13 protein-coding genes are annotated in these 11,654 nt (G+C 48.1%); 12 read left to right on the top strand and 1 reads right to left on the bottom strand.

Features of this window, described 5'->3' with window-relative positions; translation table 11 throughout:
* Positions 1 to 35 precede the first annotated feature (35 nt).
* A complete protein-coding gene (locus ACTHSN_RS05040; protein WP_070843303.1) occupies positions 36 to 470 on the top strand; it encodes a pyridoxamine 5'-phosphate oxidase family protein in 435 nt (144 codons plus the stop codon).
* Positions 471 to 523: 53 nt separating this feature from the next.
* Here ACTHSN_RS05040 and ppk2 read toward each other — a convergent pair whose 3' ends face one another.
* Positions 524 to 1,453 (bottom strand): polyphosphate kinase 2, encoded by a 930-nt coding sequence (gene ppk2 / locus ACTHSN_RS05045; protein WP_440365136.1) that lies wholly within the window; start codon positions 1,451 to 1,453, stop codon positions 524 to 526.
* A gap of 166 nt (positions 1,454 to 1,619) precedes the next feature.
* Between ppk2 and ACTHSN_RS05050 the strand changes: the two genes are divergently transcribed.
* The 11 genes from ACTHSN_RS05050 to ACTHSN_RS05100 all read left to right on the top strand — a co-directional run bounded on the left by ACTHSN_RS05050 (position 1,620) and on the right by ACTHSN_RS05100 (position 11,567).
* Positions 1,620 to 3,401 (top strand): bifunctional chorismate-binding protein/class IV aminotransferase, encoded by a 1,782-nt coding sequence (locus ACTHSN_RS05050; RefSeq protein ID WP_107810948.1) that lies wholly within the window; start codon positions 1,620 to 1,622, stop codon positions 3,399 to 3,401.
* Between the two features lie 101 nt (positions 3,402 to 3,502).
* Entirely contained in the window at positions 3,503 to 4,363 is an 861-nt protein-coding gene (locus ACTHSN_RS05055) for a ParB/RepB/Spo0J family partition protein (RefSeq protein WP_049323106.1), read from the top strand.
* A 281-nt stretch (positions 4,364 to 4,644) separates the two neighbouring features.
* Positions 4,645 to 4,998, top strand: coding sequence for an ATP synthase subunit I (locus ACTHSN_RS05060; protein WP_049323105.1), 354 nt, complete (start codon positions 4,645 to 4,647; stop codon positions 4,996 to 4,998).
* The gene (gene atpB, locus ACTHSN_RS05065) at positions 4,988 to 5,854 is read left to right on the top strand and encodes a F0F1 ATP synthase subunit A (protein WP_003748099.1); all 867 of its coding nucleotides are present in this window, start codon (positions 4,988 to 4,990) and stop codon (positions 5,852 to 5,854) included. The genes ACTHSN_RS05060 and atpB overlap by 11 nt, the downstream gene beginning before the upstream one ends.
* A 64-nt stretch (positions 5,855 to 5,918) precedes the next feature.
* The gene (gene atpE, locus ACTHSN_RS05070; protein WP_003748101.1) at positions 5,919 to 6,155 is read left to right on the top strand and encodes a F0F1 ATP synthase subunit C; all 237 of its coding nucleotides are present in this window, start codon (positions 5,919 to 5,921) and stop codon (positions 6,153 to 6,155) included.
* A 73-nt stretch (positions 6,156 to 6,228) separates the two neighbouring features.
* Positions 6,229 to 6,699 (top strand): F0F1 ATP synthase subunit B, encoded by a 471-nt coding sequence (locus ACTHSN_RS05075; RefSeq protein WP_003708446.1) that lies wholly within the window; start codon positions 6,229 to 6,231, stop codon positions 6,697 to 6,699.
* A gap of 4 nt (positions 6,700 to 6,703) precedes the next feature.
* Complete coding sequence (locus ACTHSN_RS05080; RefSeq protein ID WP_003683778.1) at positions 6,704 to 7,237, top strand: F0F1 ATP synthase subunit delta; 534 nt, start codon at positions 6,704 to 6,706, stop codon at positions 7,235 to 7,237.
* 10 nt (positions 7,238 to 7,247) lie between these two features.
* On the top strand, positions 7,248 to 8,795 hold the full coding sequence (gene atpA / locus ACTHSN_RS05085) for a F0F1 ATP synthase subunit alpha (RefSeq protein WP_036492075.1): 1,548 nt from the start codon (positions 7,248 to 7,250) through the stop codon (positions 8,793 to 8,795).
* Positions 8,796 to 8,819: 24 nt separating this feature from the next.
* Positions 8,820 to 9,695: a F0F1 ATP synthase subunit gamma gene (atpG, locus tag ACTHSN_RS05090; RefSeq protein ID WP_049323104.1), complete on the top strand. Its 876-nt coding sequence runs from the start codon at positions 8,820 to 8,822 to the stop codon at positions 9,693 to 9,695.
* Between the two features lie 38 nt (positions 9,696 to 9,733).
* Positions 9,734 to 11,131, top strand: coding sequence for a F0F1 ATP synthase subunit beta (gene atpD, locus ACTHSN_RS05095; RefSeq protein ID WP_003748111.1), 1,398 nt, complete (start codon positions 9,734 to 9,736; stop codon positions 11,129 to 11,131).
* 10 nt (positions 11,132 to 11,141) lie between these two features.
* A complete protein-coding gene (locus ACTHSN_RS05100; RefSeq protein WP_036492070.1) occupies positions 11,142 to 11,567 on the top strand; it encodes a F0F1 ATP synthase subunit epsilon in 426 nt (141 codons plus the stop codon).
* The last annotated feature ends 87 nt before the right edge of the window (positions 11,568 to 11,654 follow it).

The raw sequence follows: 11,654 nt of genomic DNA on the forward strand, positions 1-11,654 counted from the left end.
CATAATTTCGTCTACTGCGAAGGAAGATAAAAACCATGCAAACGATTCCTGTCAATATAGTGAAGTTTTTGAGCAATCATCATGTCGTCAGTATTGCTGCTGCGGAAGAGGGCGAAGTTTGGGCAGCTTGCTGTTTTTATGTGTTTGATGAGGTGAATGCCCGATTGATTGTGCTGACATCTTTGAAAACGAAGCATGGCGGAATGATGAGTCGTTCTGCCAAAGTAGCCGGTACCATTGCCGGACAACCTGACAGCATCGCAAAAATCAGCGGCATTCAGTTTGCGGCGACTGCCGCTTTGATTGAGGATGAAGCGGATTTGAAAGCGGCGCAGTCTTTGTATTACAAAGCGCATCCTGCTGCTCGAGTGATGAAAAGCGATGTTTGGGCATTGAATTTGGACAGTTTGAAATTCACTGACAATAAATTGGTATTCGCACAAAAAACGTACTGGAATCGCGAGGATTAAGAAAAGGCCGTCTGAAAGATGAAATTTCAGACGGCCTTTGGTAATGTTACAAATTAATCGTGTCCGAGATCGACAGTTTTGTCTTTGTAACGTGTATCGGGAACCAAAACGATTTTCTCGTCCACTTTGCCGATGGCTTTCACGTCTTTGCCCGGATAGTCCAGCTGATGCAGGAAGTAGCGGATACAGTTCAAACGTGCACGTTTTTTGTCATCGGAACGGATGATGACCCAAGGCGCGTCGCCGGTGTGGGTGTGGAAGAACATGGCGTTTTTGGCTTCGGTGTAGTCGTCCCAGCGGTCGAGCGACTGGATATCCACAGGGGACAGTTTCCAGTGTTTCAGGGGGTCGTCGCGGCGGGAGATGAAGCGGCGGAGTTGTTCTTCACGGGATACGGAGAACCAGAATTTGAACAGGTGGATGCCGCTGGCAACAAGCATACGTTCCAATTCAGGGGTTTGACGCATGAAGAGTAGGTATTCGTTAGGTTCGCAGAAGCCCATGACGCGTTCTACGCCGGCACGGTTGTACCATGAGCGGTCGAAGAATACCATTTCGCCTGCGGTCGGCAGGTTTTGGATGTAGCGTTGGAAATACCATTGGCCGCGTTCGGTAGTGGTCGGTTTTTCCAGTGCGACAACGCGTGCGCCGCGCGGGTTCAAATGTTCCATAAAGCGTTTGATGGTACCGCCTTTACCGGCTGCATCGCGGCCTTCAAACAGGCTGACGATGCGTTGGCCGGAATCTTTGACCCAGCTTTGTACTTTCAATAATTCGATTTGCAGCTTCTGTTTTTCTTTTTCGTAAACAGAACGGCGCATACGTTGTTTGTACGGGTAGTTGGCAGGAAGCGGTGCGCTGCTGGAATCTTCGTCTGAACCGCGTCCTTCGTGTTCCAAAACAGCCTTTTCGAATACTTGCAGCTGGTCTTGTTTCTCGCCCAGTTCAACATTCTCGAACGGTTCTAATTGGTGGTCTGCCATAAAGTCTCCTTATCGATTAAGTTTTAAATGATATAGTGTGGTATGGTTTGATTCTACCCTTTTATGCCTCGTTCGACTACATAAAATTACATTTGAGTGCTTTTTTTGAATTTGTCTGCTAACTTATGTAAAAGCAGCGTATAATCAGCCTATTTGTACAGCAATCATGCCTTATTTCGCCCTGTTTGACGATGCCGTGAGCGGCCGAGCAAAACTCTATCAAAATCATGTAGAAAGCCATCGGTTTTATCATAACGAACTGGATTCGTTAACAAGTATTTTGCAAGCCGGCTGGAAAAAGGGTTTGCATGCAGTGTTGTTTGCAGACTACGAATTCGGGTTGCCGCTGATGGATATTCCGTCTGGTCGCAGTGGCAGTCTGCGTTTGCACTGGTTTGCCGATTATTCCGAAATCGATGCCGAAAACTGGCTGGCCAATCATTCAGACGGCCTTGAGGCAGGTATTTCCACTCCCCGATTCTCCGTATCCGAAGCCGATTATCTCGAGCATATCCGTCAAATCCACGAAGCCATCCGCCGCGGCGATACCTATCAAATCAATTACACCGCACGCCTGCACCTGCAAACTTACGGCAATCCGATCCAACTTTACCGCCGCTTGCGCCAGCCTGTGCCGTATGCCGTTTTGTCTTGTCTGCCCGACGGGGTAGGGCAGGACGCGTGGACTTTGTGTTTTTCTCCCGAACTTTTCCTCAAAATCGATTCAGACGGCCTGATTACAACCGAGCCGATGAAGGGCACTGCGCCGATTCTTCTTGACGGACAAGATGAACGCCGCGCCGTTGAATTGCAAAACGATCCGAAAAACCGCGCCGAAAATGTGATGATTGTCGACTTGTTGCGCAATGACCTCGGCAAAATCGCGCAAACAGGCAAAGTACGCGTGCCTGAACCGTTTAAAGTTTCCCGTTTCGGCAGTGTTTGGCAGATGACCAGTGCTATTGAGGCGCAGGCGCTGGCTGATGTTTCGGTTGCCGATATTCTCCGCGCAGCCTTCCCGTGCGGCAGTATCACCGGCGCACCCAAACGCATGAGTATGCAGATTATTGAGTCCCTTGAATCCGAACCGCGCGGTTTGTACACAGGCAGCATCGGCTTTTTGCATCCGTGTGATACGGGTTTGGGGTTTGAAGGCGTGTTTAATGTCGTGATCCGCACCTTATCCCTGAAGCCGGTTTCAGACGGCCTTTATCAAGGTGTTTATGGCGTGGGTTCGGGAATTGTGATTGATAGCGATCCGGAGGCCGAATATCGCGAGTGCGGTTGGAAGGCGCGTTTTCTCAATGACTTGCGGCCTGATTTCGGTATTTTTGAAACCATGCGCGTGGAAAACAAACAATGCCGTTTGCTTGATTTGCATTTGGGCCGTCTGAACAGCTCGGCGCAAGCACTCAACCTGACTTGGCCTGAAAACGCAATAGAGCAAATCCAACATTATATAGATGCGTTGCCAAATGGGTTGTTTAGAGTCAAAGCCGCCTTGTTTTCAGACGGCCTTGCATTGAGTCATGCGGCTGTTTCTGAATTGAGTGAACAACAATACGTTATCTTGAGTGAGCACACATTAAGCCAACGCGATTATCTGCGCCGCTTCAAAACCACGCGCCGTGAAATGTTTGACCAAGCGTGGAAAACAGCAGAAGGGCAGGGCGCATTTGACAGCTTGTTTTTCAATTCAGACGGCCTGTTGTTGGAGGGCGGAAGAAGCAATGTGTTTATCAAATATCAGGGACAATGGCTTACGCCGTCTTTGGATTTGGATATTTTGAACGGGGTAATGCGCCAAGCGGTATTGAAGCAGCCTCAGCTTTTAGGTGCGGATACAATCAAAGAAACCCATATCTCGCGCACCATGTTGGAAAATGCGGAAGAAATCCGCTTGAGCAATGCTTTAAGGGGCATGTTTGCGGTTTCGCTCCGTAAATAAACGGCAAGGGTCAAATCATCGTGATTCAAATTGTCGTAAAGTGGCAATATCCGATAGAATACGTCATTTCAACATTGAGGCCGTCTGAAAGGGAAAACAATATGGCAAAAGCAAAAGGTGGATTGGGACGCGGTTTGGATTCGCTGATATCCAATGCGGTGGACAGCAGCAGTAGCGACCGCCTGACAACGGTTGCCATCGCCGATATTCAGCCCGGCCGCTATCAGGCGCGTGTGCAAATGGATGACGAAGCCTTGCAGGAATTGGCTGACTCCATTAAAGCGCAAGGTATTATCCAGCCGGTTATCGTACGCGAACGTGGTCTGTCTCAATATGAATTGATTGCCGGCGAACGCCGTTGGCGTGCTTCCCAGTTGGCCGGTTTGACCGAAATTCCCGTCGTCATCAAAACCATCAGCGACGAAACCGCGTTGGCCATGGGTTTGATTGAAAACCTGCAACGTGAAAACCTCAATCCGATTGAAGAAGCTCAAGGTTTGAAACGCCTTGCCGATGAATTCGGCCTGACTCATGAAACCATCGCAAAAGCCGTCGGTAAAAGCCGCAGCGCCATCTCCAACAGCCTGCGCCTGTTGAGCCTGCCTGAGCCGGTTCAAGAAATGCTTTACCAACGCCGTCTGGAAATGGGTCATGCCCGTGCGTTGCTGACCTTGCATGTGGTCGATCAATTGGAGTTGGCGCAAAAAGCCGTCAAAAACGGCTGGTCGGTGCGCGAAGTAGAACGCCGCAGCCAATTGGCGCATCAAAAAGCCAAGCCCGAAGCAGCCAAAACCATCAGCCCGGATATCCGCCGCATCAATGATGCATTGACCGAGCATTTGGGCGTTAATGCCGAAGTCAAAACCAGCAATCAGAAAAAAGGCAAAATCGTGCTGCATTTTGATACGCCGGAAACATTCGAATATTTGCTGAAGCAGTTGGGCATCAATCAAGCGTTCTAACGGCTTTATAAATAGAACAGGCCGTCTGAAAAAAAGCTTTTCAGACGGCCTCAATTTTTGAAAAAGCGTAGAGCGTATAAATGTTTACAATACAAATCAAAATCTTCTGTAAAATCTATGTAACAACATGTAATTTGTGTTAAACTCCATTCCAGCAAAGATTTGTTTTATATGTGTTAATCATTTATTTGTGAAAGGTTCACAAAGATTAACATATTGCTTGACGTTAACAAACTTCTTGATTATATTAGCCTGCCTTGCTTTTTGGGGTACAAAGTACAATGAATCAGATAGTCCCATTGCAAGTGATTGTATTATTAATAATTTCAGTTGTTTGTGCATTATTCTCCGGATTGCCCGGCTTCCTCTCTGCTTTGGCGGGAGGATTTTCGTACATTTTGCCTACCCTAGTTGCAGTTTTACTTTTAAAGTTTTCCCGACGAAATCCCGATCTGCAAAGCTCGATGTTTGTCGGCGGAGAGGTTTTAAAAGTAGTGCTGTCGCTGGTATCTATGTTGGTCGTTTTTGCGATATGGCATCGATCACTGGTATTTTACCCATTTTTATTGGCGTTTCTTGGCGTCAGTCATTTGGTTTTTTTAGTATTGTTGAGAGTAAAACACTATGGCAGGTGAAACTATGACCGCTGCCGACTACATCAAGCACCACTTGCAAAGCTTGACCAGTATGTCGGATGTTACTCAGGGTCAAGGACTGAAAAACATTGCTGATTTTTCGTTCATTAACCTTGATGCAATCTTTTTTGCCGTTCTGTTGGGCGTAATCGGCAGCTTCCTTTTGTGGCGCGGTGCCAAAAAAGCGACGGCTGGTGTTCCCGGTCGTTTCCAAGCGGCTGTTGAAATTCTGTTCGAATTCGTGGATGACATGTGTAAAAGCATTATCCATAACGAACAATCGCGTAAAGCCGTTGCCCCGTTGGGTCTGACCTTGTTTGTCTGGATTCTCTTGATGAATGCCATGGATATGCTGCCGGTTGATTTGCTGCCGATGGCATGGCAAGGCATTACCGGTAATCATCATGCCCTGTTGCGCGTTGTGCCGACAGCTGACTTGAATACGACTTTGGCTCTGGCGATTGGCGTATTGCTGATCTGTATTTACTACAATGTCAAAATCAAAGGCCTTGGCGGTTGGATTCACGAGTTGTTCTGCGCACCTTTCGGTCCATGGCTTGCTCCGGCCAACTTCCTGCTGAACTTGGTAGAGTTTTTGTCCAAAACCGTATCCCACGGTATGCGGTTGTTTGGTAATATGTATGCCGGTGAGCTGGTGTTCCTGTTGATCGCCCTGTTGGGCGGTGCATGGGCGTCAACCGGCAGTGTCGAAACTTTGGATCCGATTTTATTTGTGTTCCACCTGATTGCCGGTTTGGCTTGGGCGATTTTCCACATTTTGGTCATCACCTTGCAGGCATTTATTTTCATGGCGTTGGCGTTCGTATATATCGGACAGGCGCATGATGCACACTAATCAAGTAGTTTTTTTGTAGTTTGTTTTTTGTAGTTTAACCTTTACTATTTTAAGGAGTTTAAAAATGGGTTTGATTGCTATCGCATGTGGTTTGATCGTTGCCTTGGGCGCATTGGGTGCCTCTATCGGTATTGCAATGGTTGGTTCTAAATACTTGGAATCTTCTGCTCGCCAACCTGAGCTGATCGGTCCGCTGCAAACCAAACTGTTCTTGATCGCTGGTCTGATCGATGCGGCTTTCTTGATCGGTGTGGCTATTGCCCTGTTGTTCGCCTTCGTTAACCCGTTTGGTGGTGCGTAATCAAGACGGAGCGATCCGTTCAGATACAGGCTTGCCGTCTGTTTGATTAACCCAGATACGAAGGTTAAGTAACGTGAATATTAATGCAACCTTATTTGCGCAAATCCTAGTTTTCTTTGGCTTGGTTTGGTTTACGATGAAATTCGTATGGCCTCCGATTGCCAAAGCATTGGATGAGCGTGCCGCAAAAATCGCCGAGGGCTTGGCTGCCGCCGAGCGCGGTAAGAGCGATTTTGAGCAGGCAGAGAAAAAAGTTGCAGAACTTATGGCCGAAGGGCGTAATCAGGTAACCGAAATGGTTGCCAACGCCGAAAAACGTGCTGCGAAAATTGTAGAAGAAGCCAAAGAGCAAGCTTCTCATGAAGCAGCACGCATTGCAGCCCAAGCAAAAGCTGATGTAGAGCAAGAAGTTAACCGTGCACGCGAAGTGTTGCGCGAACAGGTCGCTTCATTGGCTGTTAAAGGTGCGGAATCTATCCTGCGTAAAGAAGTCGATGCTTCCAAACATGCAGATCTGCTCAGTGCCTTAAAACAGGAGCTGTAATCTTATGGCAGAGTTCGCAACGATTGCCAGACCTTATGCGAAAGCATTGTTTAGTCTGGCTCAGGAAAAAAACCAAATCGAGTCTTGGTTGGGCGAACTGAAAGAACTCGCAGCGGTTGTTCAGGATGAGAAAGTCATTGCTTTCATCGAGCAGCCGGAAACGGGAGCTTCCGAAAAGGCAGAAACGCTCAAAGGTCTTGTCGGTATCAAAAATGTCGAATTGGCAAATTTTATTACCGTTTTGGCCGAGCAAAAGCGTTTGCTGGTATTGCCGGAAATTTATGCCCAATATCAAGATTTGACCTTGATACACAACAATACGAAATCGGCAGTAATTTACAGCGCGTATGAGCTCAGTTCTCAGCAGCTGGCCGATGTTACCGATATCCTGACAAAACGCTTCAACAGCAAATTGGATGTGGTAACTAAAGTTGCCCCTGAATTAATCGGCGGCATCAAAGTAGAAGTGGGTGATCAGGTCTTGGATTTGTCCGTACAAGGCAAACTGAATGCTTTGTATGCGACTATGACAAATTAGGAGAGTTTTCATGCAGCTTAATCCTGCTGAAATTAGCGATTTGATTAAAGCCAAAATCGAAAATCTGTCCGTCAATGCAGAAGTGCGTACCCGTGGTACCGTTGTTTCTGTTACAGACGGCATTGTGCGCATTCATGGCTTGTCAGACGCGATGCAAGGTGAGATGCTCGAATTCCCCGGTAACACTTTCGGTCTGGCCATGAACTTGGAGCGCGACTCCGTCGGTGCCGTAGTGTTGGGTGAGTACGAACACATTAAAGAAGGCGATACAGTTACCTGTACCGGCCGTATTTTGGAAGTGCCGATCGGTCGCGAATTGGTTGGCCGCGTAGTTGATGCATTGGGTCGTCCTATCGACGGTAAAGGTCCAATCAATACAACTTTGACTGCTCCAATCGAAAAAATCGCACCGGGTGTGATTGCGCGTAAATCGGTTGACCAACCCATGCAAACCGGCCTGAAAGCCATTGACTCTATGGTTCCGGTTGGTCGCGGTCAACGTGAGCTGATCATTGGTGACCGTCAAACCGGTAAAACAGCCGTAGCACTGGATGCCATCGTTAACCAAAAAGGTACAGGCGTTATCTGTATTTATGTGGCTATCGGTCAAAAAGCATCTTCTATTGCCAACGTAGTACGCAAATTGGAAGAGCATGGCGCGATGGAACATACTATCGTGGTTGCTGCGACTGCTTCTGAAGCCGCTGCGCTGCAATACATCGCTCCTTACTCCGGTTGTACCATGGGTGAATTCTTCCGTGACCGCGGTGAAGATGCATTGATCGTATACGATGACTTGTCTAAACAAGCCGTTGCATACCGTCAAATTTCCCTGCTGCTGCGCCGTCCACCTGGTCGTGAAGCCTATCCTGGCGACGTATTCTACCTGCACTCCCGTCTGTTGGAACGTGCAGCCCGCGTCAGCGAAAACGAAGTTGAAAAACTGACCAATGGCGAAGTAAAAGGCAAAACCGGTTCTCTGACTGCGTTGCCGATTATTGAAACCCAAGCCGGTGACGTATCAGCATTCGTACCAACCAACGTAATTTCGATTACAGACGGCCAAATCTTCTTGGAAACCGACTTGTTCAACGCCGGTATCCGTCCTGCAATCAATGCCGGTATTTCCGTATCGCGCGTAGGTGGTGCGGCACAAACCAAAGTCATCAAAAAACTGGGTGGCGGTATCCGTTTGGCGTTGGCGCAGTACCGTGAATTGGCGGCGTTCTCCCAATTTGCTTCCGATTTGGACGAAGCAACACGCAAACAGCTGCAACACGGTGAAGTGGTTACTGAATTGATGAAACAAAAACAATTCAGCACATTGAACACTGCCGAAATGGCATTGACTTTGTGGGCGATCAACAACGGTTCTTACGCAGATGTTCCGGTATCCAAAGCCTTGGCTTTCGAAGCAGAATTCCTGAGTTTCGTACGTACGCAACATCCTGAGGTTCTGGATGCGATTAATGCATCAGGCGCAATGTCTGACGAAAGCGAAAAAGCATTGACCGAAGCCATGAAATCTTTCAAATCTTCTTACGCTTACCAAGCATAAGTATTGAGATGAAAGGAGTCTGAAATGGCAGTCGGAAAAGAGATTCTCACCAAAATCCGTAGTGTTCAAAATACCCAAAAGATCACTAAAGCGATGCAAATGGTGTCGACCTCTAAAATGCGGAAGACTCAAGACCGGATGCGCTTAGCGCGTCCGTACGCCGAAAAAGTGCGTACAGTGATGAGCCATCTTGCACAGACCAATGCCGATCATGGTATCAAATTGTTGGAGCCACACCGCGAAGTGCGTCGTGCCGGTTTCATTTTGATTACCTCGGATAAAGGTTTGTGCGGCGGCTTGAACGCAAACGTACTGAAAAAGTTTTTGGCGCAAGTTCAAGAGTATCAGGAACAAGGCATCGAAGTCGAAGTCGTGTGCCTGGGTAGTAAAGGTTTGGCTGCATGCCAAAGCATCGGTTTGAACGTTATTGCCAGTGCAACCAATTTGGGCGATACCCCGAAAATGGAAGCGTTGCTTGGCCCTTTGACCGAAATCTTCCAACGTTATGAGAGACATGAATTAGACCGTATCCATATGGTTTACTCACGTTTTATCAACACAATGCGCCAAGAGCCGCGTATGGAAGTTTTGCTGCCTATCGGTGAAAACGTTATTGACGACGGAACAGGTCATTCTTCATTTACTTGGGAATACCTCTACGAGCCGAGCCCTATCGCCGTATTGGAATATTTGGTTCGCCGCTATTTAGAGTCTGTGGTTTATCAGGCATTGAGCGACAACATGGCATCTGAACAAGCCGCGCGTATGGTAGCGATGAAAGCCGCAACCGACAACGCAGGTAATGCCATCAAAGAATTGCGCTTGGTGTACAACAAATCGCGTCAAGCCGCGATTACCACAGAATTGTCAGAAATTGTAGCAGGTGCAGCGGCAGTTTAATGCCGTCTGAAGCCTGAACAGGAAATTAGGATACGATAATGAGCCAAGGCAAAATCGTACAAGTTATTGGTGCGGTGGTTGACGTGGAATTTCCACGCGACGCTATCCCGCATGTTTACGATGCCCTGAAATTGGACGAGAACGGTCTGACTCTGGAAGTTCAACAGCTTCTGGGTGACGGCGTTGTCCGTACTATTGCAATGGGTAGTTCAGACGGCCTGAAACGCGGCATGTCTGTAAGCAATACTGGTGCGCCAATCACTGTGCCGGTAGGTAAAGGTACATTGGGTCGTATTGTCGACGTATTGGGTACGCCTGTTGATGAAGCAGGTCCGATCGATACCGACAAGAGCCGCGCCATTCACCAAACTGCTCCGAAATTCGACGAGTTGTCTTCAACTACCGAATTGCTGGAAACCGGTATTAAAGTGATCGACTTGCTGTGTCCGTTTGCTAAGGGCGGTAAAGTAGGTCTGTTCGGTGGTGCCGGTGTGGGCAAAACCGTGAACATGATGGAATTAATTAACAACATCGCCAAAGCGCACAGCGGTCTGTCCGTGTTCGCAGGTGTGGGTGAGCGTACCCGTGAAGGTAACGACTTCTACCACGAGATGAAAGATTCCAACGTATTGGATAAAGTAGCCATGGTGTATGGCCAAATGAACGAACCTCCGGGCAACCGTCTGCGCGTTGCTTTGACCGGTTTGACTATGGCCGAATACTTCCGTGACGAAAAAGACGAAAACGGTAAAGGCCGCGACGTATTGTTCTTCGTTGACAACATCTACCGTTACACTCTGGCCGGTACTGAAGTATCTGCACTGTTGGGCCGTATGCCTTCTGCAGTGGGTTACCAACCGACATTGGCTGAAGAAATGGGTCGTTTGCAAGAGCGTATTACCTCTACCCAAACCGGTTCCATTACTTCCATCCAAGCCGTATATGTACCTGCGGATGACTTGACTGACCCGTCTCCAGCGACAACTTTCGCCCACTTGGACGCAACCGTCGTATTGAGCCGTGATATTGCCTCTTTGGGTATTTACCCGGCAGTTGACCCGCTTGATTCTACTTCACGCCAATTGGATCCGATGGTATTGGGTCAAGAGCACTACGACGTAGCGCGCGGTGTACAGTCCACTCTGCAAAAATACAAAGAATTGCGCGACATTATCGCCATTCTGGGTATGGACGAATTGTCTGACGAAGACAAACTGACTGTAATGCGTGCCCGTAAAATCCAACGCTTCCTGTCTCAACCGTTCCACGTTGCAGAAGTGTTTACAGGTTCTCCAGGCAAGTATGTTGCCCTGCGCGATACCATTGCCGGCTTTAAAGCCATCTTGAACGGCGAATACGACCATCTGCCTGAACAAGCGTTCTACATGGTAGGCGGCATCGAAGAAGCAGTTGAGAAAGCGAAAACCTTAAACTAAGGAGGTCGGCATGAGCGTCATGCAAGTTGAAGTGGTCAGTAGCGAGCAAAACATCTATTCGGGCGAAGCCAGCTTTGTGGTGGTTCCGACCGTTCAAGGTGAGCTTGGTATTTATCCACGACACGAGCCGATTATGAGTTTGGTACGCCCCGGCGCATTGCGTTTGACTGTTCCGGGTGAAGCTGAAGAAGTGCTGGTTGCTGTTTCCGGCGGTGTTTTGGAAGTACAGCCTGATAAGATTACTGTATTGGCAGACGTTGCTGTCCGCAGTACCGAAATGGATCAGGCGCGTGCTGAAGAAGCTAAAAAAGCAGCCGAGGCAGGTGTTTCGGCAGCCAAAGATGATAAATCTCTGGCCGAAGCGCACAAAGCATTGGCAGCAGCCATTGCCCAGCTGAAAACTTTGGACTACCTTCGTTCGCAAAAAAACAAGTAATGTGGGTTCATCAAGAAAAAGCACAACAAAATGTTGTGCTTTTTTATTTTCTTGAAGATAAGTAGCTTGATATTAAAATACCGATAG

This window comes from Neisseria sp. P0009.S010, from assembly GCF_051958545.1.
GTDB lineage: Bacteria > Pseudomonadota > Gammaproteobacteria > Burkholderiales > Neisseriaceae > Neisseria > Neisseria subflava_A.

Excerpts from the sequence above, each read along its gene's own strand:
- ACTHSN_RS05040 (WP_070843303.1), top strand. The coding sequence starts at position 36 with ATGCAAACGATTCCTGTCAATATAGTGAAGTTTTTGAGCAATCATCAT.
- ppk2 (WP_440365136.1), bottom strand. The coding sequence starts at position 1,453 with ATGGCAGACCACCAATTAGAACCGTTCGAGAATGTTGAACTGGGCGAG.
- ACTHSN_RS05050 (WP_107810948.1), top strand. The coding sequence starts at position 1,620 with ATGCCTTATTTCGCCCTGTTTGACGATGCCGTGAGCGGCCGAGCAAAA.
- ACTHSN_RS05055 (WP_049323106.1), top strand. The coding sequence starts at position 3,503 with ATGGCAAAAGCAAAAGGTGGATTGGGACGCGGTTTGGATTCGCTGATA.
- ACTHSN_RS05060 (WP_049323105.1), top strand. The coding sequence starts at position 4,645 with ATGAATCAGATAGTCCCATTGCAAGTGATTGTATTATTAATAATTTCA.
- atpB (WP_003748099.1), top strand. The coding sequence starts at position 4,988 with ATGGCAGGTGAAACTATGACCGCTGCCGACTACATCAAGCACCACTTG.
- atpE (WP_003748101.1), top strand. The coding sequence starts at position 5,919 with ATGGGTTTGATTGCTATCGCATGTGGTTTGATCGTTGCCTTGGGCGCA.
- ACTHSN_RS05080 (WP_003683778.1), top strand. The coding sequence starts at position 6,704 with ATGGCAGAGTTCGCAACGATTGCCAGACCTTATGCGAAAGCATTGTTT.
- atpA (WP_036492075.1), top strand. The coding sequence starts at position 7,248 with ATGCAGCTTAATCCTGCTGAAATTAGCGATTTGATTAAAGCCAAAATC.
- atpG (WP_049323104.1), top strand. The coding sequence starts at position 8,820 with ATGGCAGTCGGAAAAGAGATTCTCACCAAAATCCGTAGTGTTCAAAAT.
- atpD (WP_003748111.1), top strand. The coding sequence starts at position 9,734 with ATGAGCCAAGGCAAAATCGTACAAGTTATTGGTGCGGTGGTTGACGTG.
- ACTHSN_RS05100 (WP_036492070.1), top strand. The coding sequence starts at position 11,142 with ATGAGCGTCATGCAAGTTGAAGTGGTCAGTAGCGAGCAAAACATCTAT.